This window comes from Arthrobacter sp. W4I7, from assembly GCF_030816215.1.
In the GTDB taxonomy this organism is placed as follows: Bacteria; Actinomycetota; Actinomycetes; order Actinomycetales; family Micrococcaceae; genus Arthrobacter; species Arthrobacter siccitolerans_A.
The window spans coordinates 4,584,370-4,609,509 of the sequence record NZ_JAUSXU010000001.1; the positions used below are offsets into that span (position 1 = coordinate 4,584,370).

Here is a 25,140-nt window from a genome sequence, read left to right on the forward strand (position 1 = left end):
TATGTTGAGGGACAGTCGTCCGCTACCTCCCCCGCCCCTGGTCCCGGCCGCGGGCCGTCCTGTCCCTGGCTGGAGCGGGCAGGACCTGCTGTTGAAGGGGCGGTGTGAGCGCCGGTGGGTTGCCCGTGGTTGTCTCCGCGGAGACGGTTGCCTGCTGAACGGGCGAGACCGCCGGTGCGTTCAGGCCGAGTTGCAGACCGGTAATGACGGCGGCGCCGATTACCGTGATGGACAGTGCCCGCTGGAGCCATGCCCATGCCCCGGCCCGGCCGCTTGGGGGCACCCCCGGCGCCCTCAACCGTGGACGCGCCGCGGCTGGGGTGCTCATTGCCGGAAGCTCCGGGCCCTGGTCCTCGCCCGGGCGATGGGGCGGCAGATGATCAATGGTCCTCCTAATGGCGGGTGTTCGGGAGCCAACGCGGTTAACTCCTCCGGCGGGAGCAGCAGTGCTGCCTCCGCCAGAGGAATCGGGTTGGTTAGTGGCCGCCCTTGCCGGTTTCGGTGGTGGTGATGGTGAAGTTGGCGTCGAGCTTGACGGTGGCGTGGGTGCCGTCAGTCTGGGTGATGTGGGCTTCGTACACGGCAGTGCCGTCGCCCTCGGTTTCCATGCGGTCAACGGTGGCACCGGCATTGGCGCCCAAAACCGCCTCCTGGACCTTCGTAGCGGTGTCTCCGGTCAGTTCGGTTTCGTTTCCACCCTGCCCGTGCCCGTGGCCGCCCTTTCCGCCGGTTTCAGTGGCGGTAATGGCGAAGTTCGCGTCGAGCTTGACGGTGGCGTGGGTGCCGTCAGCCTTGGTGATGTGGGCCTCGTACACGGCGGTGCCGTCGCCCTCTGTTTCCATGCGGTCAACGGTGGCGCCGGCGTTGGCAGCCAGAACCGCCTCGTGGACCTTGGTAGCGGTCTCCCCGGTCAGTTCGGTTTCCTGCACATGCTTTGACCTGTCGACTGCGGTGGTTGACGTAGTGGTGGTGGCAGCGCTGGCAGGCAGTGCCATGGCGGTGAGGGCTCCGCCGCCGACGAGGGCGCCGATCAGGGTAGCGCCTGCCGCGATTTTCCGGACCTTGTTCACAATGATGCTCCTTCTGGATCCGCTCCGGACTTCGAAGCTGTTCCTATCCTCAAACCGGAACCTGTCCGAGCTCTTTCACCGTGCTGTGCGCACGCTGTGAGTGCTTTCGTATTGCGTCACTTATGAACCAGTTTTGGCCTGCGTTACCCGGCGTTTCGCGAGGTTGAGTCCGGTGACGGCCGGGGTGCGGGACGGGCGGGAGATCCGTAGGGTCATGCCATGTCCAAGCCGCCAATAGAAAATCGTGGTGTTCTGCGGGTCCGTGAATGGCTCCGGCCCCGTGGCGCAGAAGCTCAAGGTGCTCGGATACTCGCAGGCCGTGCATGTCGCCGGCGGCTTCCTGGCCCTGCGCGACGCCGGCGTCACCACCACAGGCCCCGTCGTCCAAGCAGCTGTCTAACCGTCAGCGGCAACCCGGCTCCAGCCAAGACAAAGCCCGGCAGCCGTCGTCGTAATTCCTCCCCAGGGGACCCCGACGGCGGCTCCCGGGCTTTTTGGCGTTACACCGCGGGAGTCTCCAGCGGAACGATCTGAGCCGCGGGCGCCTTCTCGGTCAGTGCGTAGTGGAAGACCCGACCATCCAGGGTTTCCAGGCGGCCGCGCGGTTCAACCCTGAACCATTCGTGGCCTGCCACCGCGTGGGCCCACGCATCCGCTTCCTCCCAGTACACGTCACCGGACCGGCGGTCCGGGTGGAGGTGCATGGCCACGGAAATCATAAAAGGGGCGTCCTCGAGGGTGGCGTTCTGGGCGAAACAGACAACGTCCACGCTGACTCCGTGGTTGACGCACGAGGCTTTGCGGGCCATCGCTGTCGCGGCGCCCTCCACTCCGCCTTCCCGGATCTCCTGCCACGCCAGGGAGTACATTTGGCGTCGGAGCAGGGAAAGCTCGTCGGCGCAGGTCGCCTGGATCCTGCGGGTGAGTGTGCTGATCATGCCGTCACGCTCCTGCCGGATGCAGGCGGACGCCGTCCCGGTTGCCGTGCATCTGGCGGCCCGTTCCGCCCAGGCTGACCACCCAGACAACGGGAGTCGGGGGTTTTGGCATCAACGCGGCCCCGGTACGCTGGCCCTTCCGGCAGGATGACCTCAACGGCTGACCCGACGGCGATGGCGGACCAGTCCTGCGCGGTGTACACGTTTTGGGCCTCCTCCAGCTGAAGTCCGACGGCGGCTGCGGGGCCCGGCCGCCGGACCCGTCCCCGCGAGCGGGACCTGGCCCCTGTCATGCGGCCTCCTCCAGCCGGCGGGCGCGGGGTTCCACTCCTTCGAAGTAGGTGCCCTTGAAGAAGAGGAGCGGCTCGGCGCCTTCCCGTGCCCCCAGGGCACGGACAGCACCCACCACGATGGTGTGGTCGCCGCCGTCATACTCTTCATGCAGCTCGCAGTCCACCCAGGCGAGCGCCTGGCCCAGTACCGGGTTGCCCAGCGGTGAAGCAGAATAGTCCACGCCGGCGAACTTGTCAGTGCCGGAGCGGGCAAACTGGGCTGCCAGGTGCTGGTGCTCCGCGGGCAGGATGTTCACGGTAAAGCGGCCCACCTTGCGCAGCTGCGGCCAGGTGCTGGAGCTGCGGGCCGGGCTGAAGGTGACCAGGGCGGGGTCCAGCGAGAGGGAAGAGAAGGACTGGCAGGTGAAGCCGGCGGGGCCGTTGTCCGTGGCTGCGGTGATGACGGTCAGCCCGGAGGCGAAGTGGCCCAGGACGTGGCGCAGGCGGTGCGGGGTGAGATCAAAGTGTTCCGTCATGTTCTTTCCTTTCGAGACCGGTGGTTCCAACCAACCACCCGTCAGCGTGCTGTTCAATCGGACGCGAAACGCACTGACGCCGTACGCAATACGCGGTCATGGCCCGCCGCATGGAGTAACGAAAGGGGCTCCTGACCAGCACCGACGGCGCGGGAATTAAGGAAGCGGTACACAGGGCGCAACCTCGGGAAACACAGCTCAACGGCTTTAGGGCTGCCGGATGCTGGGCCGTACCGTGGACCGATGACTTTTATTGTGCGCCGGGCACGCCCCGACGAATACGGGAACATCGGGCAACTCACGCTGGCCGGATTCGGACACCTGGAACCCGGCGCTTCCCTCCCGGACGAGGAACGCCTCGCCCTGCTTCTGGACGCCGAGGGCCGCGACCACCAGGGAGTTTTGCTGGTTGCCGAGGGCACCGACGGCGGGCTCCTGGGCACTGCAAGCATCTTTCCCCACGGCGTCCCCTACGCCCGCCAGGCCCGTGCGGGTGAAGCGGAGCTGCGGCTGCTCGCCGTCCTCCCGGCAGCCCGGAAACAGGGGCTGGGTGCTGCGCTCCTTGCGGAAGGCGCCAAGATTGCAGCGGAGTGGGGCGCCGAACGGTTGGTCCTGGATACCGGGCAGCACAACCTGCGTTCGCAGCGCCTTTACGTCCGGTTCGGTTTTGAACACCGGCCTGAGCGGGACGTCCACCGTGAGCCACCCAAAGTCCCGCTCTCCGTTTTCACCCTCGACCTGCCGCACCGCTCCGGCCCAGCTGCCGCGGCCTCGCGTCGAGGTGCAGCCACTGAAAGCCGGGACAACGCCGTCGTCTGATGCTGTCGACGGAAGCCGCAGGAAACTCCTGCCTGTCCCGCCCCTGAAAGGGTCTCCGAAGGATACTGTGGGCGGATGGAGATGCGCCTTGAGGTTGTGCAGGTACCCGTGTCCGACGTTGACCGGGCAAAGTCCTTCTATACGGAGAATCTGGGCTTCGTGCTGGACCACGATGTGGAGCACGTTCCCGGGATGAGGGTGGTCCAGCTGACGCCGCCGGGTTCGGCTGCTTCGATCGTTATTGGTACTGGAATGACGGCCATGCCGCCGGGCAGCCTGGAGGGGCTGCAGCTGGTGGTGCCTGACATGGGCGCTACCCGCGACGAACTCGTGCGCCGGGGTGCGGACATCAGCGAGGTCCAGGACATGGGCGGCGTGCTGTTTGCCCACTTCGCCGATCCGGACGGCAACCGCTGGGTCCTCCAGGGCGCCACGCCGCCGGACGTCAGGGAGGCGCACCTATAGCGGCTCCCCCGGCTCCCTTGTGCCCCGGCCGTAAAAGGTCACACTGGAAACATCCTGTAAGGAGCTGGACATGCCGAAAGTGGAAGCGGTTGTCGAATCCCCTCTCCCGCCACAAACAGTGCGGGAAGGCCTGCTGGACTTTAGCCCAGGCCGGCCGGAGAGCTGGCCCGGCATTTATGCGCCCCTGTACGAGGTGTACGAAGTGGGGGACACCTACGCGGACATCAGGGAGGGCAGCAAAGTTCCCGGCGGAGTTATCTGGGCCAAGGAACACTACGACTGGTCAGATCCGGACACAGTGACGTGGACCGTCCGCGAAAGCAATTTCTGCGCACCGGGAAGCTACGTGAGTGCGCGGATCACGCCGGCCGGATCCGGGGGATCGCGCATCCACATCACCTGGAACCGGACCCCGACAAGCCTGGCCGGCAGGGTCGCCGCGTTCCTGATCGTCGCGACAAGGGGCGCGCCCGTGACAGGCTCCCTGCGCATGGGGTTGAAGCGGCTGGAAGCCAAGGGGCCGAGCTAACCGGCGCCGGGCACACCCCTGCTCGGGTCCTATCCGGCAGCAGACCACCCGAACCATGCCCCGAACGCCTCTTTGAGGCCCGCGTCGCTTCCGTCCCCCACCCAGGCCACATAGCCGTCGGGCCGGACCAGAACGGCCACAGGAGCAGGGACCTCCCCGAGAACCGGCAGTTCCCAGGGCCCGCCGTACTTGGCGTCGACCAGCTTCACCGCCTCCGGCCGCGGCAGAGTCTCGAACGCCCCCGGCTCCCCGAGATTCAGCAGCAGCGGACGTGCGTCGTGCAGCAGCGAAAAGACTCTCCGGGGCCCCTCGGGAGTGACAAGGTCGACGTCGGGCATCCGGCGTCCGAGCAGCGCGTGCCCCTCGCCCAGGCCGTAGTGGACGTCCAGGCCGGACTGCATTCCGGCGAACCGCTTCCGTGGCTCCTCCATGCCCAGGAGCTCGGAAACCACCTCCCCTGCCGCCCTGATCCGCGGGTCCGGGCGGCGCAGTGCGCTCTGGGCCATGGTGTTGCGCAGCACCCGGGCAGCCACCGGGTGCCGCTCGGCATGGTAGGTATCCAGCAGGCTTTCCGGGGCTGTCCCTTTGACGACCCGGGCCAGTTTCCAGCCCAGGTTCACCGCGTCCTGCACCCCGATGTTCAGGCCCTGCCCACCGTCCGGGGCATGGACGTGAGCGGCGTCACCGGCCAGCAAAATCCGCCCCTTGCGGTAGGCGTCCGCCTGCCGGGTCATGTCCGTGAACCGAGAGATCCAGATGGGGTTATGCGCCCCGTAATCGGTGCCGCAGACGGCAATCAGGGCCGCGCTGAGATCGGCCAGGGTGGGTTCCTTCGACGGACCCACGTGCTCCTCGGTCACCATCACCCCCACCGGCCCGCTGTCCGCGTAAACCACCTTGCCGTCCACAATCTTGTACTCGCGCCGCCCGAAGGAGTGGATGCCGAAAGCATTCTGATGAACACCGAACTCCGGCTGCCCGGTCATCTCCACCTCGGCAATCAACGCACTGGTGGTGGGATCCCAGCCAGGAAAACCGATACCGGACGCCTTGCGCACAAGGCTCCTGCCGCCGTCGCACCCCACCACGTAGTCGGCCCGCAGCGTCCTGCCGTCCTCAAGGTAAAGGTCGACGCCGGCACTATCCTGCGCGAGGCCGGTCACCTCCTCGCCGCGGTAGAACGTCGCAGCCTGCTCCGCGACCCAGCCTGCCAGGATGCGTTCGAAATGGTTCTGCCACAGCCCCAGTCCGTAGGGATGGCGGGAGGGAAAGTCGCTGATGTCCAGGCGGGTCTGCGCGAATCCTGCCACCTGGGCCATCTGCCCCTCGGCGATGAACCGTTCGGCGATGCCCCGTTGATCCAGGACTTCAAGAGTCCGCGCGTGCAGCCCACCTGCCCGCGCACCTGCAAGCTCCTGGGTGGGGCGCCGCTCCACGATGGCCAAATCAACCCCTGCCAGTGCCAGCTCCCCGGCCAGCATCAATCCCGTGGGGCCCCCGCCCACAATCACTACCGCATGCTCAGTCATCGCGTCTGCTCCCGTTCTCCCGGTTGAGGCCTCTGCGATTATCCGGCCCCCACCGGGCCTTGCGGCAAGCCCCACCCGGGGCGATACATTGGAAATGGAAGGAGTGCATCAACGTCCCCTTCCGTCTGCCGTTCCACCCGGTCAGGCCCAACCGGCAAAAGGAGCAGGCGTGGATACCCGCAAACTCAAGTACTTCCTCGCGGTGGTGGACCACGACGGCTTCAACCGTGCTGCGGAGCATCTACTGATCGCCCAGCCGTCCTTGAGCCAGACCATCGCCAGCCTGGAGAAGGAACTGGGCGTCCCGCTCTTCCACCGCATCGGACGGCGAGCGGTGCTGAGCGAAGCCGGCAAGGAGCTCGTGGGTCCGGCCCGCCTGGTTATGCGGGACCTGGACGCCGCCCAGTCCGCGGTCCAGGCACTGCGCGGCATCCGCAGCGGGCGGCTGGACATCATCACCATGCCCTCGCCAGGCATCGAGCCGCTCACGTCGATGATTGCCGAGTTCACCAGGCTCCACCCCTCCGTCCGGCTGAACGTTGGCGCCGCCTTCACACCCGAGGAAGTCATCGACTCCGTCCGCAGCGGCAGCACGGAGATCGGCCTGGCAGGCTCCCCCACACCCATCCGGGTCCCAGGCGTCGAAGTCCTGGAGCTCGAACGCCAGCCATTGATCCTCATCGTCAACCCGCAGGCAGACACCTTCCCGGCGGACGGAAAAGCCATCCAGCGCGAAGATCTCGGCGGCCACCGCATCATCGCCAGCCAGCGCGGGTCCCTGATGCGCTGGCTGGTCGACGACGCCCTCGCGCACGGTGTCGAGGTGGAAATCGTCGTCGAAGTTGCCCACCGGACCTCCATCCTGCCGCTGGTACTCGCGGGCGTGGGCCATGCGGTGATGCCGTCGTCGTGGGCTCCAACAGCCCACAAGGCGGGCCTCCGCACGCTGCTCATCGAACCGGTACACCACCTGGACGTGGCCGTCCTGAGCCGCAAGGAAAACCTGACGCCGGCAGCGAAAGCCTTCCTTGGCGTCGCAGCGAGGCACACGGAAGACAGGCAGTAACCACCGCATCGGTTGCTCCGATAACGCCGTTTTGGGTCCCCAAAACGGCGCTATCTCAGCAGTCGATGGAGGAAACAGATAGGTGTGTCCTATCAGGCGTATCGAAACTAAGTCTTGGACGCTGCCTGCCCGCGGGCCGTCTACTTGAAGAGGAAGGACAGTGTGACCGCACTAACAGGCCCACTGCAAACACTCAACGAGGAGGCTGGCATGAGCGCCACCCAGACATTCAGCATCGCTTCAATTCCCGCCGACGGCGTGGGCAAGGAAGTTGTTTCCGCCGGCCGCCGCGTCCTGGACGCCCTGGCTCAGAACTCCGACGGCAAGTTTGCCTTCGACTGGACCGAGTTCCCCTGGGGCTGCGGCTACTACGAAAAGACCGGCCAGATGATGGACCCCAAGGGCTTGGAAGCCCTGAAGGATTTCGACGCCATCTACTTCGGCGCCGTCGGCTGGGAAAACGTCCCCGACCACATCAGCCTCTGGGGCCTGCGCCTGAACATCACCCAGAACTTCGACCAGTGGGCCAACATCCGCCCCGTGAAGTTCCTGCCCGGCATCCAGTCCCCGCTCCGCAAGGCTGACAATACAGAGCTCGATTGGGTTGTCGTCCGCGAGAACAGCGAAGGCGAATACGCCGGCCTGGGCGGCCGGAACCTGAGCGGCCGCGGCCCCGGCAACGAAGTGGCACTGCAGACCGCACTGTTCACCGAGAAGGGCTGCGAGCGCATCATGCGCTTCGCCTTCGACCTGGCCAGGACCCGCACGGTGAAGAAGGTTTCCTCCGTCACCAAGTCCAACGCCCAGCAGTACGGCATGGTCCTTTGGGACGAAGTCTTCAACCGCGTGGCCCTGGACTACCCGGACGTGCAGACCGAAAGTGTCCTGGTGGATGCCATGAGCGCGAAGTTCATCCTCAAGCCCGAGGACCTGTCCGTGGTGGTGGCGTCCAACCTGAACGCGGACATCCTCTCCGACCTGGGCTCCGCACTTGCCGGCAGCCTGGGCCTGGCCGCGAGCGCCAACCTGAACCCGGAGCGCCGCTTCCCGTCCATGTTCGAGCCGGTCCACGGATCCGCTCCGGACATCGCCGGCCAGGGCATCAGCAACCCGATCGGCGCCATCGCCAGCGCCGCGCTCATGCTGGACCACTTCGGCCTGCACGAGGAAGCCCGCCGGGTCGAAGCCGCCATCGAAGCCGCCACCGGCTCGGGCCACCTGACCCGCGACGTCGGCGGCAACGCGAAAACCGACGACGTCACCGAGGCGATCATCAAGGCGCTGACCCTCGCCCCCGCCGCCGTCTAGCAAGTCTTTTCCGCGGAGGTCCCAAGCTAAGCGATGTCCCGAGGGCCCCGACACGAGCTTGCGAGCGTTGTGCAGGGACCTCCGCGGGCGGCGGGAGGGCCGCCGTCGAACGTCCCCCATACTTATAAGCGGCGTCCCGAGGGCCCGACACGAGCTTGCGAGTGTTGGGAAGGGACCTCCGCGTCCAGCGACATTCCACAACGAGGTAGGAATCATGGATCACATCAGCTCAGCCGGCACGGCAGCTTCGGCGCCGGCCCGCAAAACCCGTTGGTACCGGCAGCTTTACTTCTGGGTACTGACAGCAATTGTTATCGGCATCCTTGTCGGCTGGCTGGCCCCCACCGCCGGCATCGCCATGGAGCCCATCGGCACCACGTTCGTGAACTCGATGAAGATGCTCATCGGCCCCATCGTGTTCCTGACCATCGTGGGCGGCATCGCCAGCGTCGCGGATCTGAAAAAGGTCGGCATGACCGGCTTGAAAGCCCTGACCTACTTCCAGATCGGCACCATCTTCGCGATGATCTTCGGCCTGGTGGCCATCAACATCTTCCGCCTGGGCGACGGCGTGAACGCGGACGCCAGCAGCATCAAGACGTCCGATTCCGCCGCCAAGCTGATCGACGCCGGCCAGCACCAGGAGTGGTGGCAGTTCCTCACCCACATTATCCCGAACAGCATCGTGGGTCCCTTCGTTGAAGGCGACATCCTGCAGATCATCTTCATCGCCGTGGTGTTCGGCATCGCCCTGAACGCCATGGGCAAGGTGGGCGAACCGGTCCTGGACGGCGTGCAGCGGCTCACGGCTGTGATGTTCAAGATCCTCAGTTTCATCATGAAAGCAGCTCCGCTGGGTGCCTTCGGCGCCATGGCCTTCGCTGTAGGCAAGTACGGCGTCTCGTCCCTGACCAGCATGGGCGGACTCATCGCCCTCTTCTACGTCACCTCCTTCCTCTTTGCGGTGGTGGTCCTCGGTTCAGTGATGGCCTTCCTGAAGCTGAACATCTTCCGGATGATCCGGCACCTCAAGGAGGAGTACATGCTCATCCTGGGCACTTCCACCGCCGAACCCGCCCTGCCCGGGCTGATGCGCAAGCTCGAGCACGCCGGCGTCAAGAAGGAAACCGTGGACCTGGTTGTCCCCACCGGCTACAGCTTCAACCTGGACGGCGCCGCGATCTACCTGTCCCTCGCGGCCCTCTACATCGCCCAGGCCACCAACACGGACCTGACCATCGGCCAGCAATTGGGCCTGCTCGCCGTGATGCTGCTGACCTCCAAGGGCGCAGCAGGAGTGGCCGGTGGCGGCTTCATCGCCCTGACCGCCACGCTCACCACCATCGGTACTATTCCGGCCGCCGGCATCATGCTCATCTTCGGCATCGACAAGTTCATGTCCGAATGCCGGGCCCTGGTGAACTTCACCGGCAATGCCGTTGCCACCCTATTCATCGCCTGGTGGGACCGCACCCTGGACGTGGACCGCGCCCGCCGCGTCTTCGCCGGCGAAACCGTGGAGCCCATGCCCGCCGAGGACCCCGTCCACCTGGACGACGTCACCGACATTGACGACGACCTCGCCGAGTACGGCCACCACGCACCCAAGCACGCTGGAACTGACGGCCTGGCACCCACGGCGCCTGCCGCCGTCGGACCCGCCGGATCCGCAGACCGCCGCCCCGCCTACTCGGAAACTGTGTGACATGACCGCAGCAACCGCCCCGCACACCATCCGGGCCCTCATCGCGCCGGACAAGTTCAAAGGCAGCCTCACCGCCGGCGAAGTGGCTGACGCCCTGGCCGGAGGACTCCGCTCGGCCAAGGGTTCGGCCGGCTTCTCCGCGGCCAGCGGCACGGTCACCGGCACCGTTCACTGCGAACTGCTCCCGCTGGCGGACGGAGGTGACGGCAGCGTTGATGCCGCCGTCGCCTCCGGCTTCGGCCGCCGCAGCTACACCGTGGCAGGCCCCACCGGCCAGCCGGCCCAGGCGGGCATCGCGTTCGACGGCGTCACGGCAGTTGTGGAGGTGGCGAACACCTGCGGGCTGGGGCTGCTTCCCGGCGGAAAGCTGCAACCACTGGAGGCGTCCAGCCGCGGCTTCGGCGAAGCCTTCCTGTTTGCCCTCAGCCTCAACCCGGCCAGGATCATCCTGGCCCTGGGCGGCAGCGCCAGCACCGACGGCGGGATGGGCATGCTCACGGCCCTCGGCTACCGCTTCCGCGACAGGGACGGCCGGCAGCTCTACGGCAGCGGGCGGGCGCTGACGCAGATCGACAGCATCGAGCGGACTGCGCTTCCGGAACTGGGTGATACGGAACTGATCGTGGCGAGCGACGTCCATAACCCACTCCGTGGCCCGCACGGCGCTCCCGCAGTGTTTGGGCCGCAGAAAGGTGCCAGTGCCGCTGAGGTTGCGGCTTTGGATGAGGGGCTGGGGCACTTCGTGGCGAAGTTGTCCGAAGCAGGGTTCCTTGAGGCTGCGGCGCTGGCGGAACACGAGGGCGCAGGCAGCGCAGGCGGCATCGGCTACGCGTGCCTGCTGCTCGGGGCCCGGCAAGTTTCCGGCGCGGACTACTTCCTGGACCTGCTGGACTTCAACACCCGCAAAAACACTTGCGACGTGGTGATCACGGGCGAGGGCAGCATCGACGAACAGACGCTGGCCGGGAAGCTGCCGGCCGCCGTCGCCCGCCGCTCCGGGGGCAGGCCGATCATCGCCGTCGCCGGGCGCTCACTTCTCCCGCGGGAGCGCTGGTCCGAAATAGCCCTGGCGCGGGTCTATACCCTGGCCGAGTACACGGACCAGGATTCGTCCAAGGATCCGGAACTCTCAGCAGAACTGCTGCACCGGATCGGGCGGGATATTGGCGAAAGCCTGCTGTAGCGGCGCTTACCAGGCCTGGTGTTCGCGGGTCAGACCGAAGGGAACGGCCTCGCTCAGGGCAACGGTGAACTTGTCAACGCCGTGCCGGGTGACCAGGATGCCGTGCCGCTTCTCTGCAAGTGCGTGCGCCTTGGCAGCGGTCACGGCGGCGTCGAGTTCGCTGTCCATGCTCTGGCGGTCGGCAACGGTGAGGGTCAGTGGAAAATTCATGGGTCTAGCCTTTGTTGGTTGGGGGTAGGGGGTGGATCTAACACCTGCGCTCCCCAAAGGCTGCAGGCGAAGGTGGGCATGTTACTGCCCAGTTCATGATGCCCCACCAACGCAGCACCAGCAACTTGAATTATCAACTAAAAAGTTACTGCAGGTCAGAAGCCCGGCGAAGGGACCACTGCGCTGCAATTACGGGCGCCAAAGCACCGTGAATTAGAGTTGGGCAGGAGTGGAAGCTGTTCCCGGACGGCTCCGATGCCCCTGAACCCCCGCCAAGCGGCAGAACCCAGCCACCAGCACAACACCATACGCGTGCCACGACCTGACAAGGATCCCGCCATTTCCACGGACGCTTTCTTCGGCAATCTCACCCGGATCCGCAACGTCATCCTTCCCCAGCCCGCCCGGAACCTGCTGAACACCGGGCGCGGACTGCTGGGCGGGTTCATCGTGGTGCACCTGGTCTTCCTGGTCTTCGCCGCCTCCCTCTCCCTGCGCGGCGAAGCGTTCAGCGATACCTTCATCTACCGCGACTGGGCCCTGGCCGGCTTCAACGACGCCAACCTCACCGGCGGCCCCAGTCCCTGGGTCTACCCCATCCTCGCGCTGATCCCCATGGCCATCGCCGGCATCGCCGGGCCGGGACCCTTCTTCTTCCTGTGGGTCCTGATGACCACCCTGCTCAATGCCTGGGCACTGCTGAAGCTGACGAACCGCGGCCGCGACCAAAACGCCATTCCCGCCGGCTGGTGGTGGCTCGTGTTCACGTTTCTGATGGGGTGGCTCGGGTTCGCCCGCGTCGACGGCCTCACCGCCCCCCTGGTCCTCGTCGCCCTCGCCTACGGTGTGGGCCGGCCGTTCATCGCCTCCATCCTGCTGGCCGTGGGCACCTGGGTGAAGGTCTGGCCTGCCGCCATCATGCTGGCCCTGTTCGCCGTGGTCCGGAACCGGATCCTGGTGGTGCTTGCCGGAATAACGACGACGGCGGGCGTGGTGGCGCTGGCAGCAGCACTGGGCAGCGTCCCCAAGCTGCTGAACTTCCTCACTCAGCAGGGCGACCGCGGCATGCAGCTCGAGGCCACCTTCACCACCCCGTGGCTCTGGCTGTCCGTCCTGAACGTGGGCGGCTCCCGGATGTACATGAACACCGACATCAACTCCATGCAGGTAGACGGCCCCGGCACGGCGCTGATGTCCGTGCTGATGCAGCCCCTCCTGGTCCTGGCGGCGCTGCTGGTGGCCGGCCTGACGTTCTGGGCGCTGCATAACGGAAAAATCAGCGGCGGGGTGGACCGTACCGGGCTGCTCCTGGCCGGCGCCCTCACCCTCGCCACCGCGTTCGTGGTCTTCAACAAGGTGGGTTCCCCCCAGTTCATGGTGTGGCTCGGCCCTGCAGTCGCCGTCGGCCTGGCATACAACTGGCGTGAATGGCGGGTCCCGGCCGCCATGCTGATCGTTATCGCGGTGGCCACCTACTTCATCTACCCCCTGTTCTACGACGCCCTCAGCCACAACAACCCGTGGATGGCCCTGGTGCTGACCATCCGCAACATCCTCCTGGTGGTCCTGTTCCTGTGGAGCGTCCGGCGCCTCTACCTGCTGGGCAAAAAGACGCCCGCAGCCACTCCCGCGCTCAAGGAGTCCTGAGATTTCCACGAAGTTCTTTGACCGCCTGGTCACCGCCCGCACCAAAGTCGTGCCCGCCAAGGTGGTGGACTGGTTTGCCCGCCCATCGAGCGTGTGGTGGGGTTTCGCCGTCGTCCATCTCTACTTCCTGGGCTGGATGGCGTCCTTTTTCCTCAACGGCGGCACCTTCAGTGACACCGAGCAGTACCGCCAATGGGCCCAGGACGGCTACAACCCGCAGGACCTGGACGGAAAAATCAGCCCCTGGGTGTACCCGGTACTGGCCCAGCTCCCCATTTTCCTCGCGAACATCGCCGGGCCAAGCCTGTACCTGCTGGTGTGGTTCCTGATCATCACGGCCCTCAACGCCGTCGGACTTGCCTTCCTGACGCGCGGGCCGCGGAAAGCGAGCGGCATCGCCCCGGCCTGGTGGTGGCTCTTCTTCACCGTGTTTATGGGCTACCTCAGCTTCGCGCGCGTGGAAGGCATCACAGCCCCGATCGTGTTGATCGCGCTGCTGTATGCGGCGCAGCGGCCCGTCGTGGCCGCTGTCCTGCTCAGCATCGCCACCTGGATCAAAGTGTGGCCGGCAGCCGTCCTGGTGCCCATCGTGATTGCCAGCCGGAAGCGGATCCAGGTGGTCCTCGCCGGCGTCGCCGTGACGGCCGTGGTGACGCTCGGAACCTGGCTGTCCGGCGGGCTGCGGCACGTTCTGGACTTCCTCCTGAACCAGGGCGAGCGCGGCATGCAGCTCGAGGCCACCTTCTCCACGCCATGGGTGTGGCTGAGTGTCTTCAACATTGCGGGTTCCAAAATGGCGGACAACACCGCCATCAACTCCACGGAGGTCTACGGTCCGGGCGCCGGCACGGCAGCCTTCCTGATGCAGCCGCTGCTGATCCTGGCCGCAGTGGGAGCCGCCATCCTGCTGGTCCGCGCCCTGAACCGCGGCGCCGAGCGGGAGGAACTGTTCCTTGAGGGTTCCCTCATGATGGTCACCGCGTTCATCGTGTTCAACAAGGTGGGTTCCCCGCAGTTCATCATCTGGCTGGCGCCGGTGATCATCGCCGGCCTCACCCACGACTGGAACCGGTGGAAGGTCCCGGCGGCGCTGCTGATGGGGATCGCCATGACCACCTTCGTGATCTACCCGCTGTTCTACACCCCGCTCATCCACGCCCACCCGGTGATGGCCGCCATCCTCACCACCCGCAACGTGCTCCTGGTGGTGCTGCTGTGGTGGTCGGTCAAACGGACCGCGGAACTGGGCCGGAAGTCCCCGGCAGCGGTGCCTGCAGGCGCCTAGCCCAAGCAGGCTCCTTCAGGCCCGCCTGTTTGAGCCCGGCTGGTACTGGCCTACTGGTTCAGCCCGGCTGGTCAGCCGGCCCGCGCTGCACGCCAGTCGAGAACCCGGTTCCAGCCCCGCTTGGCCAGGTCCCAGGGCTTGGCCTCGATGAGCAGCTTGCGTGTATGCGCGTCGAGGAATAGAAGGTAGAACGTGAATGCCAGGGCGGTAATGAACGCCAGCGACGACGCGTCGATGGGCAGTTCCACGAAGGACCACACGGAGAGCTGGTCCTGCGCCCCGAACACCACAAAGAACGTGACGGCCACGTAGAAGGACCTGATCTGCCAGTCGTCCCGGATGCCGGTGACGGCCAGGAACGGCACGAACCAGAGGATGTACCAGGGCTGGATGATGGGCGAGAGCATCACCACGGCGGTGAACGCCAGCGCCATCCGCCGCACCGCCCGGGAGTAGTCACCGCGGAACATCAGCAGCAGCACCAGCCCGATCGCCGCATATTTCATCCCGGTCCGCAGCAGGGTGGCGAACGTGCCGCCGGGCAGCCCCAGCACATTGGCCAGGAACTCCACCTGCTGGCCCAGGAACCCCGACGGCGAGTAGCCCGTGTAGCCGGGGGTGCCGTCCATGATGGCCCAGGTCCAGCCCAGTCCAAGGTTGTAGGGGATCCCGCTGACGGCCAGCACGCCGAAGCTGATCCCTGCCGTCGCACCCCAGACCAGGAACTTTCGCGGCCAGGACGCGGAGGGGCCTGCCCACATGACGCCGATGAACGGCAGCAGGAGCACGGTGATGGGCTTGATGCCGATGGAGGCGGTGACCAGGAGGATGCCCAGCACGTAGCGGCGGGTGGCCGCGACGTAGACGCCGGCGACGGCGAGCCCCACCATGAGTGCGTCGTTGTGGGCGCTGGCGATGAAGCTGATCAGGAACAGGGGGTTGGCCACGGCGATCCAGAGTGCGCGCGCCCCGTTGATGCCGTGCAGTTCCGCGAGTTTGGGCACGTAGATCACGCAGAGCAGGACGCCCACCCCGGCCAGGAGCCGGAAGAGCAGTACGGACGCGTCCGGCTGCGCGCCGGTCAGGCCGACGACGGCACGTGCCAGCCACAGGAAGTAGGGGCCGTAGGGGGTCCTGTTTTCGGCCCAGGCGGGGTCCGCGCCGAGCGCGAACCAGTTGTTGAGTGTGGAGATGCCCACTTGGTAGGGGTTTTGGCCTTCCATCACCAGCCGGCCCTGGCCGGTGTAAGCGTAGACGTCACGGGAGAAGACCGGCACGCAGAAGAGCAGCGGCAGGGACCAGGCGGAGATGGCGATCACAACGGACCGCAGCGACGACGCGCCCCAGTCGGAAAGCCGCTGCCCCAGCCGAAGCCACGAACGCATCAGCACCATGGCACCCACCGTCAGCAGCACCGTGGACACTGTTACACCCCAGCCCTCGGTGCGCAGTGCGATGACGACGGGCTGGCGGATCATAGGCGAGCCGTTGGCGATCCAGCCGGTGCCGATCGAACCGACGAACATCATGAGGGCGCCGAGGAATCCTTCAATGGTTGCCACGTAGGCCCGGCGCTTTGCAGGCGCGGCGACCGCCATGGCCGGCGCGCCAGGCTGGCTTTCCGACGTCCCGAGGTGTGCACCGCCTGCCGTCATGTGTGTTGGTCCCCTACTTCGTTACGGCGCTGGCTGCACCAGCGAAAAAGGCCGCCCTGCAACCTGGCCATTTTATCAGCCGGGATTCAGCGTGCTCCCGGATGACGTCCCCGTTCTCGCGTCAGGGTAATCTTGAACCCGCAGCCGAAAGTCACCGGCGCATCCCCTTTGCACCCCGGCTCTCTTCCTTGACGGGGCTGGACCGCACGCAATGTGGCGTGCAGCGATCCCCCACACCGCTCTTTACAGAGACCCGAGCCCCTGGAGCCGCTCCTTGGCTGTCGCCGACCGCCCCCGCCCCCTTCGGCAACCGATCACGGTTCGCACGGCCCTTCGCTCGCCACGGCAACTTTCCCGCGAAGTCCTTGCCGGAATGGTCACCACCCTGGCCTTGGTCCCGGAAGTGATTTCATTCTCGATCGTTGCCGGGGTTGATCCCATGGTGAGTCTTGTGGCCTCCATCGTGTTGGCCCTGGCCATGTCGATCCTTGGCGGGCGGCCCGGAATGGTTACCGCGGCAGCAGGGTCCGTTGCCCTCGTGATCGCCCCGCTCGTGCATGAGCACGGTGTCCAGTATGTTTTACCGGCGGTGCTCCTGGCTGGTGTGATCCAGGTGGTCTTTGGATTCGCCGGCCTTGCACGCCTGATGCGGTTCATCCCGCGATCGGTGATGATCGGGTTCGTCAACGCCCTGGGTGTGCTGATCTTCATGGCGCAGGTGCCCCACGTACTCAACGTCCCGTGGCTCGCCTACATACTGTTCGCCCTGACATTGGCCATTATTTTCATCCTTCCGCGGTTAACCAAGGTGGTCCCGTCGCCGCTGGTTGCCATCGTCGCCGTCACTACGATTGTCATAGTTGCCGGCCTCGCCGTTCCAAATGTTTCGGACGAGGGCCCGCTCACCGGCAAGATGCCCGGGCTCACCCCTTTCCTGTTTCCGCTGAACCTCGCGACCTTCCAACTGGTCTTGCCCACTGCGCTGAGTGTGGCGTTCGTCGGCCTCATGGAGACCCTCCTCACGGCGAAACTCGTCGATGACATCACCGATACGCCCTCGCCCAAGGGCCGAGAGTCGTGGGCCTTGGGCGTTTCGAACATCCTTGCCGGCTTCTACGGCGGCATTGCCGGCTGCGCGATGATTGGCCAGACTGTCCTCAATGTGAAAACCGGCCAGGCACGTACCCGGATTTCCACATTCGCGGCGGGGCTGTTTCTGCTGGCACTTGTAACCGGACTCAGCTCTGTCATGGGACAAATCCCCATGGTGGCCCTTGCCGCGGTCATGATGGTCGTCGCTGTCACCACCGTCGACTGGCACAGCGTGAAGCCGGCCACCCTGAAAAGGATGCCCCTTCCGGAGACGATCGTCATGGTTGTCACCGTCGCGGTAGTGGTGCTCACCGGAAACCTCGCTTATGGCGTCCTCGTCGGCGTCGTCCTGGCGATGGTCCTGTTCGCGCGCCGGGTGGCCCACGTCATCAGCGTTGACCGGACCGTGGCCGGCGACGGTGAAAGCGTGCGCTACGACGTGGTGGGGCCGCTGTTCTTCGGGAGCAGTAATGACCTCGTGGAGCATTTCGCATACGCCGACGACCCGGGCACCGTGACCATCGACCTGAGCCGCGCCCAGATCTGGGACGCCTCAACTGTCGCCGCCCTGGATTCCATCGAAACGAAATACGCAGCCCACGGGGCCACCGTCACCATCCAAGGGCTTGATGAGCGCAGCACCGGCTTCCACCGCCGCCTCACCGGACACTTGGGGGCCTGACCGGTCTGGTGAGCGGACATGGCCGGCGGCGCCCAGCCGATTCCGTAGACGGTCCAGGCGGTTCCTAGCGGGTCATGTCGCTGCGCGCCGTACGGTTCCTGCCCAGTGACTTGGCCATGTACAAGGCGTCATCCGCGGCGGCGATGAGGCCGTCCACGTCTGTAGTGCCGGCGTCGTAGGTGGAGATCCCGTAACTGACGGTGGGCATCTCCATCCCGTCCACCGTGGGGGCAGCGGCCAAGCGGCGGCTGATCTCCTCGGCAATGTTCTCTGCCCGTTCCGCGTTGGTTCCGGGCAGGAAGAGGACAAACTCCTCGCCGCCGTACCGACCCACCAGGTCAGTGGACCGGACGGTGGCCATGCAGGCATCAGCAAAGGACTGCAGGGCTGTGTCTCCGGCGGCGTGGCCGTAGGTGTCGTTGACGGACTTGAAATGATCCAGGTCGGCCAGGATGAGGGTGCCGGAGCCGCGTGTGGTGCTGCGGTCCGCTAACTGCTCGGCCGCCAGGTCCAGGAAGGCCTTCCGGTTGAGCAGCCCGGTGAGATCGTCACGGGAGGCCACTACCCGGAGTGCCCTGGTCTGCTGTTCGCTGCTGAGGGCGGCCATGCTGAAAGAGACGACCACCAGCAGCACCATGGTCACCAGGGTGGTGACGGCGGAGCCGAAGACCGTAACGAAGGTGGGGCCGTTCTGGCCTTCCACCAGGAAAACCAGCCAGCGCAGGAAATAGAAGGCTGCCAGACCGCCGGCCGCCACGGCCATGGGAATCCGGACGCGCGAATATCCGGGCTCCAGGCGCCACAGCTCGCGGGACGCGAGCCCGACCGTGAGGCTCATGGCCGCCAGGAACACGGGGCCGCCGGACCAGGTGTTGGTGGCCGGGTTGTCCAGGACGGAGGCAAGCAGGGTGACCAGCGGGATCCCGGTGAAGGCCCATTTGATCGGCGGGACTGTCCGCAGCGAGCGCGCGCCGGCCCAGACGGCCACGCCGCCGTGGACCAGCAGGACGTTGCCCAGCGGGTTGGCCCAGACCTGGTGCGGCGTACCGTCCAGCAGGAAGGACGCGGATCCGGAGAGGAAAAACACCAGCGCCAGGCACCACCAGCCGCTGTACGGCGAGCGCGTGATCCGGTATGCGGAGAAGTAGAAAAGGAGCACCAAAACCAGGGCCATCAGGCCAAACGCGATCCGCAGGGTCGCGGTATCCAGAACCATTTAGCCGAAGTCCCCCCGATACGGAATAGCGTGCTGCCTAAGTATGGCACCGGTCCGGGAACCTGTCAGGGCAAACCCTTGGGCCGGCAGGGCCTAAAGTTGTCGGATAGCCCGCAGGACCATCCAGAAAGGCAAAACGTGCTCCTTCTCTTCGGATTCAAGACAGTGCTCAAGGCCATGGCCGGCAAGCCCGCTACCTGCCGGAACTGCGGGTCCTTCGTGCACCACCACCTTGAGGAGCGGGCCACGAAGTTCACCCTGTTCTTCATCCCCGTATTCACCACCTCGCGGTCCTACCGGATCACGTGCACCAACTGCGGCTACGTGTCGAGCATCTCGGCACGGCAGAAGCGGGCGCTGGAGCTCCAACGCTAAATGTTGCCGGCCATCCCTTTGAGCAGCAGGCCGAGCACCAGCTCGTAGTGGTCCCCGCTGCCGTAGCGGCCCATGGGCCCGGCCACCGCGGTCGTGAGCGGGAAGGCCTGTGCCACGGCCGGCTCCGCGAGGTCTTTAGCCAGCGACTCCCCCGCCCCGGCCGTCCGCGCCACTACAAATGATGACCAGCCGTAGTTCAGGGCGAGGACCCCGCTGAACGCCGCCACTGCCGCATCACCGGTGATCCCGCCGCGTTCCAGGATCCGCAGCGCCCACTCCCCGATGGGCAGGGCGTTGGGTCCGGGGGCCGGATGGGCGAAGAGTCCGGACACCGCCCACTGGTGGCGGTCGAGCAGGTCGCGGTGGTTCCGCGCGAAGACGCCCAGGTCCTCGATCCAGCTGCCGCTTTCCGACGGCGGCTCCATGCGTCCCAGGACACGGTCCAGGAGCGCGTCCACCAGTTCGTCTTTAGTGCTGAAGTAGCGGTACAGCGCCATAGGCGCGGACTCCAGCTCAGCAGCTACCGCGCGGATGGTCAGCGACTCGATCCCGCCTGCCGCCACCCGTTCGGCCACGTCGAGAATCCCGTCGAGCCTGAGGGAGTTACGGGGGCGCCGGGCGCGGGGGGCGCGAACTGTTCCTGACATCAATTCAAAACCTTCTGTTGTGACCTCTTGTGTACATTGTACGTTAAGCGTAGCGTACGACGTACACTATCCTTCACCTCAGGAGCTTTCGATGTCATTCCTTCGCTGGATACTTTCATTCCCCGGTTTCCCCCGGGGCGGCTGGGCGGCGTTCCTGCTGGTGGGGCCAGCCGGCAGCCCGCTGGCGGCCGCTGGAGCCGGAGCCATCGCGGGAACGGTCATCGGCACAGCCCAATGGCTCGCCCTGCGGTCCGCCGTCGGCCCGTACTGGATCGCGGCCGGCACCATCGGGATGGCCGTGGGCAGTGCGGCTGCTGCCGCCGTCACGGGCTCGGCGACGTCAGTTCCCGCCCTGGCCGCCACAGGCGCCATCACGGGGGTGGCAGTGGGACTGGCGCAGGGCCTGGCGTTCCGGCACGGCCCGCGGACCGTGGGTCTCTGGACCGTAGCGCTCTGGACCGTCGCCGTGAGCGGAGCTTGGGCGCTCGGCTGGGTGACCACGGCCAATGTGATCGTCGACGCCGGTAGCGGCTACGTTTCCTTTGGTGCCAGCGGCGCGCTGGTGGTCACTGCCCTCACCGGCTTCGTCCTTCGCCGCATTCTCGGCCGCCGCGACGGGCTGGCCGCCGCACTTGCGGCGAGCGCCGCCGTCGTGGATTTGCCTGGTGCGTATTCAACCCCCGTGCCTTCAACCGCCCCGCGTTCAGCCGCCGCGGGGCCTGCCGCCGGGGCGCAGCGGTGAATCCCGCCGCCGTGGCTGGCATGCTGCTGATAGTGCTGCCGCTGGCCTTCAATGCGGCGTTCGCCGCACTGGCCGCGAAGTTCGATTATCCGGACATCCTCCGGAAGCCCACCCAGGAAATCCTGCAACGTTTCCGCGACGGCGGGTCAAGCCTTGTCCTGCTCTGGTGGTCCTTCGCGATGACGGCCGTTCTGCTGGCCCCGGCGGCGGTGCTCCTGTCCGGTGCGCTGGCCGGCGCGGATGCCACGCTGCTTTCGGTGGGATCGGCAACCGGCGTGCTGGCCGCCGTCGTGCAGTTCCTGGGCCTCATCCGCTGGCCCTTCCTGGTGCCTTATCTGGCCCGGGCCGCCACCGATCCCGGCGCCACCGAGGCCCGCAAAGAGGCGGTGGACGTGGTCTTCCAGTCGTTCAACCGCTATCTTGGCGTGGCAGTGGGCGAGCATTTGGGCTACCTGTTCACCGGCGCGTGGAGCGTGCTGGCCGGGGCGGCCATGATCCAAGGCAGCGCCGTGCCGGGCTGGCTCGGGATCGTGGGAATCATCGTGGGGGCGGTGCTGGCGCTGTGTTCGCTGGAATTCGTGGGGCCCTTTGAACCCAACAGCTGGAAGCTGGCCGCAGCGTTGACGCCGGCGACGTACATCGCGTGGTCGCTGTGGCTGGTGGCCGTTGGCGTGTTCCTGGTTGTCTAGCCATCCAACCCGGGAACGGGATGCCAGGAGAATCTAGAACATATTTTCTCTGGTAGGCACCGGCAGCCGCGGCTAGAGTGGGGACCGGACCGGCGCCTGCACGAAAAGCGCAGGCGCAAGCCAACTGCTTCGGAAAAACTTTAGGGACCTGATACCGGTTCTACGGCGGGAGAGGGAGGTGTTTTTGATGACTGTCACAGCCGCGCGCCTTGAGCGCTTCGCACCCATCATCCAAACCCTCCCCTTGTACCGCACCTGCGCCCGCTGACCAGCGGAGCGCCGAACACCAAGGCCGTCAGTGGCCGGTGCACAGGGGGTCTTTCCCCGAGGTATCACAGTGAACTCCTCTTCAGGCCACGCCCTGGACAGCACCAACCCTACGAGCAGCACCACTGACAACAGCCATCCGTCCCTCTACGGCTACACCCCCGCCGTCGCCCGGCATTTCGAGAACCATCCCCTCCAGGGCGCCACCGAGCGCGGCCGGGTGGTCCGCGTGGACCGCAACCTGCTGCTGGTGGCGGCGGGCGCGGACCTCCTGCACCTGCCCTACCCCCTGACCGGTGAAACGGCAGTCACCGGCGACTGGGTGTGGATCGGCGCCAACCGGGCCGGCGGGCGCCAGATCCTTGGCGTCCTCCCCCGCCGCTCGGAGCTGAGCCGCAAACGGGCCTTCGAGGACTCATCCGCCGCGCAGGTCCTGGCAGCGAACATGGACATGGTGGGTGTGGTGGTGCCGGTGGACCGCCCCCTCACGCACAACCGGCTGGAGCGCACCCTCGTGGCCGCTTGGGACTCCGGCGCTACTCCCTTGGTGATCATCACCAAGGCGGACCTCGCCGCGGTGGCGGACCTCGCCGCGGTGGCGGACGACGTCGTCGGCAAAGTCATCCTGCAGGCGGCGGGCGTGGCCGTGGTGACCACCTCCGCAGAAAACGGTGACGGCACCGACGAACTCCTTGCGCACATTCCGGCGGGCGGTACCATCGTCCTGCTCGGGCCGTCAGGCGCCGGCAAGTCCACGCTGATCAATGCACTGGTGGGCCGTGATGTCCAGGACACCGGGGAAGTGCGTTCCGGCGACTTCAAGGGCAAGCACACCACCACGTCGCGCGAGCTCGTGCCATTGCCTAACGGGACGGTGCTGATGGACACCCCCGGAGTGCGGGGCTTTGGCTTGTTCGACGCCGAGGATGGCATTGGCGAGATGTTCGGCGACGTCGAGGTGTTGGCCGCCCGTTGCAGGTTCTCTGACTGCGCTCACGAGGGCGAGCCCGGCTGCGCGGTGCAGGGCGCGATAGCCGACGGCGTACTGGAGGAGCGCCGCTGGCACAACTACCTGAAGCTGCAGCGCGAACTGGCCGCCCTGGCGCGCCGGAGCGACGCCGCGGCCCAGCGCGCCTACCAGCGGGAGTGGCACCAGAAGGTGGTGTCGGCCGGAAAGTCCCAGCGGTGGGCGGAGCGCGAGACGGCGGAGCGGAAGGACGGCTCCGGAACGGAAGGACGGGGACGCAAGCGGCGCTGAGCGACACGTACGCTCCCGCCCGGTTGCCGCTGTCGCGCCTCAAGCCTCCGGTTCAGCCAGCTTGGAAATACAGGCCGGCAGCCGGAACTGCTGTGGTTCGCGTGGAAGCAACCGGGCGGGAGCGCGCATTCATATTGTCAGGCCCGGATAGTAGGGTGCCGTCATGGACATCATCCTGGTACCCGGTTTCTGGTTGGACGCCTCCTCCTGGGCTGAGGTGACGCCCGTGTTGGACGCCGCCGGCCATCGCACTCATCCGCTAACCCTCCCCGGCCTCGAGTCAGTCGAGGCGGACCGCGCCGGGATCGGACTGCGCGACCATATCGATGCCGTGGTTGCCGCCGTGGATTCCCTCGAGGGCAAAGTCGTGCTCGTGGGACATTCCGGCGGTGGCGCCATTATCCACGGCGCCCTCGATGCCCGTCCGGACCGGGTGGCGCGCGCCATCTATGTGGACAGCGGCCCCCTCGGCGAAGGGGGCGTCATCAACGACGAATTAACGGCCGACGGCGACGACGTACCCCTTCCGCCGTGGGAGGAGTTCGAGGACGCCGACCTGGTTGACCTCGACGAAGGGCTTCGCGAAGCCTTCCGCGCACGGGCCATTCCCCAGCCAAAGGGCGTTGCCTATGACCGCCAGCACCTGGCCGACGAGCGCCGCTACGGCGTGCCCGCCACAGTAATCGCCTGCGAGTTCCCGTCCTCCATGCTTCGCGAATGGATCGACGGCGGCCACCCCTTCGTTGCCGAACTGGCCCGGATGCGGGACGTGGAGTACGCGGATCTGCCCACCGGCCACTGGCCCCAGTTCACCAAGCCCGCTGAACTGGGACGGGCCATTCTCGCCGCGGTGGACCGGACAGCCTGACTGCACCGGCCTCCCCATTGTCTGCCCGCCGCTGCACACTCAAGGTATCGAAGATATTCGATTGAGGGTGCGTTGTGGGCGTTATTGTCGGTCCCCGCGTGATAGAGGCGGGGCTCTCTTTGCAGCTGGCCTGGCTGTCGCCAGTGCCGGTGGCTGCTGGTTATCCATCGCCCGCCCAGGACTACTTTGATGGCCGCTTAGACCTGAATGCGCACCTGATCAAGGACATCACCAGCACTTCGTGGTCCGGGTGACCGGCGACTCGATGGAGCGGGCGGGCATCAGCGATGGGGACGAACTTATCGTCAACCGGGCGATGGAGCCCAGCGACGGCTCAGTGGTGGTTGCCGTGCTGGACGGGGAGCTGACCGTGAAGCGGCTGCGGATTACCCTCTGGGTGTGGCCACGAGGTGCCTGCACCATGTGTAATGTGCGCTCTTCCGGCCAACGCGAATTTTCCGGCTCTGCTCGACGCGAGGCTGATCTCGGCAGATGCCCGCTGTCTCCCATACCTCGTGCGCCGCTTATAGCGGGGGTTCGATCGCATGCAGGCGCAGGATCGTGACCTCCGCATCATCCGTCGAAGGGAAGCCGGCTTCAGCAAGGATTCTTTGGAAACGCTCGCTTGTGAAGCGTGTCCGCAGAAGCTCCTCGGACTCCCACACTCCAATGAGATACAGCGAGTCGTCATCGACGGCGCAATGATGACGCAGCTCTCCGGGCGGTCCGCCAGTCTCCATGATCACTTTGTGCGCTCGATCATAAGCGCGAGTCAATTCTTCGACGTCCCCGCGAAATCGGGCGATCAAGAGTGCAGGCATCTGCGCCTCCGGCTTTGGCAGTCTGACTCCCTTGAGTGTACGCAGATCCATCGACTCGAGCCACCTTCCGTTCTGCTATTAAAAGCCGTCCAGCCGGCCCGTGCGAGAGGAATAGCGCCGAGATGAAAAAGGCAGCTTACCGGCATGAGGGGCGGCCGTGACCAAGCCCGCCGCCATGCGGCAGATGCCCGAGATCGCCCATGTGGACGTCAACTGCTTTTACGCCAGCGCCGAGCGGGTCTTTGACCCGTCCCTCGAGGGAAGCC

At 66.2% G+C, this 25,140-nt stretch carries 27 protein-coding genes; 17 read left to right on the forward strand and 10 right to left on the reverse strand.

Features of this window, described 5'->3' with window-relative positions; all coding sequences use genetic code 11:
- Positions 1-22: 22 nt before the first annotated feature.
- The 4 genes from QF047_RS20820 to QF047_RS20835 all read right to left on the reverse strand — a co-directional run bounded on the left by QF047_RS20820 (position 23) and on the right by QF047_RS20835 (position 2,816).
- Positions 23-328 carry a hypothetical protein gene (locus QF047_RS20820; RefSeq protein WP_307281054.1) on the reverse strand — a complete coding sequence of 102 codons (306 nt, stop codon included), beginning with the start codon at positions 326-328 and terminating at the stop codon, positions 23-25.
- Between the two features lie 148 nt (positions 329-476).
- Positions 477-1,070 (reverse strand): hypothetical protein, encoded by a 594-nt coding sequence (locus QF047_RS20825; RefSeq protein ID WP_307281057.1) that lies wholly within the window; start codon positions 1,068-1,070, stop codon positions 477-479.
- A 500-nt stretch (positions 1,071-1,570) separates the two neighbouring features.
- The gene (locus QF047_RS20830) at positions 1,571-2,008 is read right to left on the reverse strand and encodes a hypothetical protein (protein WP_307281059.1); all 438 of its coding nucleotides are present in this window, start codon (positions 2,006-2,008) and stop codon (positions 1,571-1,573) included.
- Between the two features lie 289 nt (positions 2,009-2,297).
- Entirely contained in the window at positions 2,298-2,816 is a 519-nt protein-coding gene (locus QF047_RS20835; RefSeq protein WP_307281061.1) for a flavin reductase family protein, read from the reverse strand.
- Between the two features lie 243 nt (positions 2,817-3,059).
- On the opposite strand from QF047_RS20835, the gene QF047_RS20840 reads away from it, so the two are divergent.
- The 3 genes from QF047_RS20840 (at position 3,060) to QF047_RS20850 (ending at position 4,629) form a co-directional block, all read left to right on the forward strand.
- Complete coding sequence (locus QF047_RS20840) at positions 3,060-3,635, forward strand: GNAT family N-acetyltransferase (protein WP_307281063.1); 576 nt, start codon at positions 3,060-3,062, stop codon at positions 3,633-3,635.
- A 75-nt stretch (positions 3,636-3,710) separates the two neighbouring features.
- Entirely contained in the window at positions 3,711-4,100 is a 390-nt protein-coding gene (locus QF047_RS20845) for a VOC family protein (protein ID WP_306636997.1), read from the forward strand.
- A 70-nt stretch (positions 4,101-4,170) separates the two neighbouring features.
- Positions 4,171-4,629, forward strand: a complete 459-nt coding sequence (locus QF047_RS20850) for an SRPBCC family protein (RefSeq protein ID WP_307281066.1) — start codon at positions 4,171-4,173, stop codon at positions 4,627-4,629.
- A 29-nt stretch (positions 4,630-4,658) separates the two neighbouring features.
- On the opposite strand, the gene QF047_RS20855 is transcribed toward QF047_RS20850, so the two are convergent.
- Positions 4,659-6,158 (reverse strand): FAD-dependent monooxygenase, encoded by a 1,500-nt coding sequence (locus tag QF047_RS20855; RefSeq protein WP_307281067.1) that lies wholly within the window; start codon positions 6,156-6,158, stop codon positions 4,659-4,661.
- A 169-nt stretch (positions 6,159-6,327) separates the two neighbouring features.
- Here QF047_RS20855 and QF047_RS20860 point away from each other — a divergent pair, with 169 nt between their 5' ends.
- The 4 genes from QF047_RS20860 (at position 6,328) to QF047_RS20875 (ending at position 11,420) form a co-directional block, all read left to right on the forward strand.
- Positions 6,328-7,224: a LysR family transcriptional regulator gene (locus tag QF047_RS20860; RefSeq protein WP_307281070.1), complete on the forward strand. Its 897-nt coding sequence runs from the start codon at positions 6,328-6,330 to the stop codon at positions 7,222-7,224.
- A 210-nt stretch (positions 7,225-7,434) separates the two neighbouring features.
- A complete protein-coding gene (locus tag QF047_RS20865; RefSeq protein ID WP_306636989.1) occupies positions 7,435-8,532 on the forward strand; it encodes a tartrate dehydrogenase in 1,098 nt (365 codons plus the stop codon).
- 214 nt (positions 8,533-8,746) lie between these two features.
- On the forward strand, positions 8,747-10,237 hold the full coding sequence (dctA, locus tag QF047_RS20870) for a C4-dicarboxylate transporter DctA (RefSeq protein ID WP_307281076.1): 1,491 nt from the start codon (positions 8,747-8,749) through the stop codon (positions 10,235-10,237).
- Position 10,238: 1 nt separating this feature from the next.
- On the forward strand, positions 10,239-11,420 hold the full coding sequence (locus QF047_RS20875; protein ID WP_307281078.1) for a glycerate kinase: 1,182 nt from the start codon (positions 10,239-10,241) through the stop codon (positions 11,418-11,420).
- Positions 11,421-11,426: 6 nt separating this feature from the next.
- Here the strand turns inward: QF047_RS20875 and QF047_RS20880 are convergent, their stop codons facing one another.
- The gene (locus QF047_RS20880) at positions 11,427-11,630 is read right to left on the reverse strand and encodes a hypothetical protein (RefSeq protein WP_050057060.1); all 204 of its coding nucleotides are present in this window, start codon (positions 11,628-11,630) and stop codon (positions 11,427-11,429) included.
- 312 nt (positions 11,631-11,942) lie between these two features.
- Here QF047_RS20880 and QF047_RS20885 point away from each other — a divergent pair, with 312 nt between their 5' ends.
- Together QF047_RS20885 and QF047_RS20890 are read left to right on the forward strand one after the other, a co-directional pair.
- Complete coding sequence (locus QF047_RS20885) at positions 11,943-13,277, forward strand: glycosyltransferase family 87 protein (RefSeq protein ID WP_307281084.1); 1,335 nt, start codon at positions 11,943-11,945, stop codon at positions 13,275-13,277.
- 61 nt (positions 13,278-13,338) lie between these two features.
- Entirely contained in the window at positions 13,339-14,562 is a 1,224-nt protein-coding gene (locus QF047_RS20890) for a glycosyltransferase 87 family protein (RefSeq protein ID WP_307282108.1), read from the forward strand.
- Between the two features lie 71 nt (positions 14,563-14,633).
- Here QF047_RS20890 and mptB read toward each other — a convergent pair whose 3' ends face one another.
- Positions 14,634-16,217 (reverse strand): polyprenol phosphomannose-dependent alpha 1,6 mannosyltransferase MptB, encoded by a 1,584-nt coding sequence (mptB, locus tag QF047_RS20895; protein ID WP_307281086.1) that lies wholly within the window; start codon positions 16,215-16,217, stop codon positions 14,634-14,636.
- Between the two features lie 373 nt (positions 16,218-16,590).
- Between mptB and QF047_RS20900 the strand changes: the two genes are divergently transcribed.
- On the forward strand, positions 16,591-17,991 hold the full coding sequence (locus QF047_RS20900; RefSeq protein WP_307281087.1) for a SulP family inorganic anion transporter: 1,401 nt from the start codon (positions 16,591-16,593) through the stop codon (positions 17,989-17,991).
- A gap of 64 nt (positions 17,992-18,055) precedes the next feature.
- Here the strand turns inward: QF047_RS20900 and QF047_RS20905 are convergent, their stop codons facing one another.
- Positions 18,056-19,207, reverse strand: a complete 1,152-nt coding sequence (locus QF047_RS20905; protein ID WP_307281089.1) for a GGDEF domain-containing protein — start codon at positions 19,205-19,207, stop codon at positions 18,056-18,058.
- Between the two features lie 138 nt (positions 19,208-19,345).
- Between QF047_RS20905 and QF047_RS20910 the strand changes: the two genes are divergently transcribed.
- Positions 19,346-19,582: a zinc-ribbon domain-containing protein gene (locus tag QF047_RS20910; RefSeq protein ID WP_306636973.1), complete on the forward strand. Its 237-nt coding sequence runs from the start codon at positions 19,346-19,348 to the stop codon at positions 19,580-19,582.
- On the opposite strand, the gene QF047_RS20915 is transcribed toward QF047_RS20910, so the two are convergent.
- Complete coding sequence (locus tag QF047_RS20915; RefSeq protein ID WP_307281096.1) at positions 19,579-20,229, reverse strand: TetR/AcrR family transcriptional regulator; 651 nt, start codon at positions 20,227-20,229, stop codon at positions 19,579-19,581. The two genes, QF047_RS20910 and QF047_RS20915, sit on opposite strands and share 4 nt — an antisense overlap.
- A 91-nt stretch (positions 20,230-20,320) precedes the next feature.
- On the opposite strand from QF047_RS20915, the gene QF047_RS20920 reads away from it, so the two are divergent.
- The 6 genes from QF047_RS20920 to QF047_RS22420 all read left to right on the forward strand — a co-directional run bounded on the left by QF047_RS20920 (position 20,321) and on the right by QF047_RS22420 (position 24,618).
- Positions 20,321-20,971 carry a hypothetical protein gene (locus QF047_RS20920; protein ID WP_307281098.1) on the forward strand — a complete coding sequence of 217 codons (651 nt, stop codon included), beginning with the start codon at positions 20,321-20,323 and terminating at the stop codon, positions 20,969-20,971.
- Entirely contained in the window at positions 20,968-21,660 is a 693-nt protein-coding gene (locus QF047_RS20925; RefSeq protein WP_307281101.1) for a DUF4386 domain-containing protein, read from the forward strand. The genes QF047_RS20920 and QF047_RS20925 overlap by 4 nt, the downstream gene beginning before the upstream one ends.
- 337 nt (positions 21,661-21,997) lie before the next feature.
- Entirely contained in the window at positions 21,998-23,185 is a 1,188-nt protein-coding gene (gene rsgA / locus QF047_RS20930) for a ribosome small subunit-dependent GTPase A (RefSeq protein WP_307281102.1), read from the forward strand.
- 163 nt (positions 23,186-23,348) lie between these two features.
- The gene (locus QF047_RS20935; RefSeq protein ID WP_307281105.1) at positions 23,349-24,053 is read left to right on the forward strand and encodes an alpha/beta fold hydrolase; all 705 of its coding nucleotides are present in this window, start codon (positions 23,349-23,351) and stop codon (positions 24,051-24,053) included.
- A 74-nt stretch (positions 24,054-24,127) separates the two neighbouring features.
- Positions 24,128-24,307: a hypothetical protein gene (locus tag QF047_RS22415; protein WP_373427784.1), complete on the forward strand. Its 180-nt coding sequence runs from the start codon at positions 24,128-24,130 to the stop codon at positions 24,305-24,307.
- Between the two features lie 11 nt (positions 24,308-24,318).
- Positions 24,319-24,618: a LexA family protein gene (locus QF047_RS22420; protein ID WP_373427825.1), complete on the forward strand. Its 300-nt coding sequence runs from the start codon at positions 24,319-24,321 to the stop codon at positions 24,616-24,618.
- Here the strand turns inward: QF047_RS22420 and QF047_RS20945 are convergent.
- Positions 24,578-24,925 (reverse strand): hypothetical protein, encoded by a 348-nt coding sequence (locus QF047_RS20945; protein WP_307281107.1) that lies wholly within the window; start codon positions 24,923-24,925, stop codon positions 24,578-24,580. The two genes, QF047_RS22420 and QF047_RS20945, sit on opposite strands and share 41 nt — an antisense overlap.
- Positions 24,926-25,140 lie beyond the last annotated feature (215 nt).

Excerpts from the sequence above, each read along its gene's own strand:
- QF047_RS20850 (WP_307281066.1), top strand. The coding sequence starts at position 4,171 with ATGCCGAAAGTGGAAGCGGTTGTCGAATCCCCTCTCCCGCCACAAACA.
- QF047_RS22420 (WP_373427825.1), top strand. The coding sequence starts at position 24,319 with ATGGAGCGGGCGGGCATCAGCGATGGGGACGAACTTATCGTCAACCGG.
- QF047_RS20880 (WP_050057060.1), bottom strand. The coding sequence starts at position 11,630 with ATGAATTTTCCACTGACCCTCACCGTTGCCGACCGCCAGAGCATGGAC.
- QF047_RS20845 (WP_306636997.1), top strand. The coding sequence starts at position 3,711 with ATGGAGATGCGCCTTGAGGTTGTGCAGGTACCCGTGTCCGACGTTGAC.
- QF047_RS20905 (WP_307281089.1), bottom strand. The coding sequence starts at position 19,207 with ATGGTTCTGGATACCGCGACCCTGCGGATCGCGTTTGGCCTGATGGCC.
- dctA (WP_307281076.1), top strand. The coding sequence starts at position 8,747 with ATGGATCACATCAGCTCAGCCGGCACGGCAGCTTCGGCGCCGGCCCGC.
- QF047_RS20900 (WP_307281087.1), top strand. The coding sequence starts at position 16,591 with ATGGTCACCACCCTGGCCTTGGTCCCGGAAGTGATTTCATTCTCGATC.
- QF047_RS20835 (WP_307281061.1), bottom strand. The coding sequence starts at position 2,816 with ATGACGGAACACTTTGATCTCACCCCGCACCGCCTGCGCCACGTCCTG.
- QF047_RS20945 (WP_307281107.1), bottom strand. The coding sequence starts at position 24,925 with ATGGATCTGCGTACACTCAAGGGAGTCAGACTGCCAAAGCCGGAGGCG.
- QF047_RS20920 (WP_307281098.1), top strand. The coding sequence starts at position 20,321 with ATGTCATTCCTTCGCTGGATACTTTCATTCCCCGGTTTCCCCCGGGGC.
- QF047_RS20855 (WP_307281067.1), bottom strand. The coding sequence starts at position 6,158 with ATGACTGAGCATGCGGTAGTGATTGTGGGCGGGGGCCCCACGGGATTG.
- QF047_RS20820 (WP_307281054.1), bottom strand. The coding sequence starts at position 328 with ATGAGCACCCCAGCCGCGGCGCGTCCACGGTTGAGGGCGCCGGGGGTG.
- mptB (WP_307281086.1), bottom strand. The coding sequence starts at position 16,217 with ATGACGGCAGGCGGTGCACACCTCGGGACGTCGGAAAGCCAGCCTGGC.
- QF047_RS20875 (WP_307281078.1), top strand. The coding sequence starts at position 10,239 with ATGACCGCAGCAACCGCCCCGCACACCATCCGGGCCCTCATCGCGCCG.
- QF047_RS20840 (WP_307281063.1), top strand. The coding sequence starts at position 3,060 with ATGACTTTTATTGTGCGCCGGGCACGCCCCGACGAATACGGGAACATC.
- QF047_RS20865 (WP_306636989.1), top strand. The coding sequence starts at position 7,435 with ATGAGCGCCACCCAGACATTCAGCATCGCTTCAATTCCCGCCGACGGC.
- QF047_RS20830 (WP_307281059.1), bottom strand. The coding sequence starts at position 2,008 with ATGATCAGCACACTCACCCGCAGGATCCAGGCGACCTGCGCCGACGAG.
- QF047_RS20935 (WP_307281105.1), top strand. The coding sequence starts at position 23,349 with ATGGACATCATCCTGGTACCCGGTTTCTGGTTGGACGCCTCCTCCTGG.
- QF047_RS20915 (WP_307281096.1), bottom strand. The coding sequence starts at position 20,229 with ATGTCAGGAACAGTTCGCGCCCCCCGCGCCCGGCGCCCCCGTAACTCC.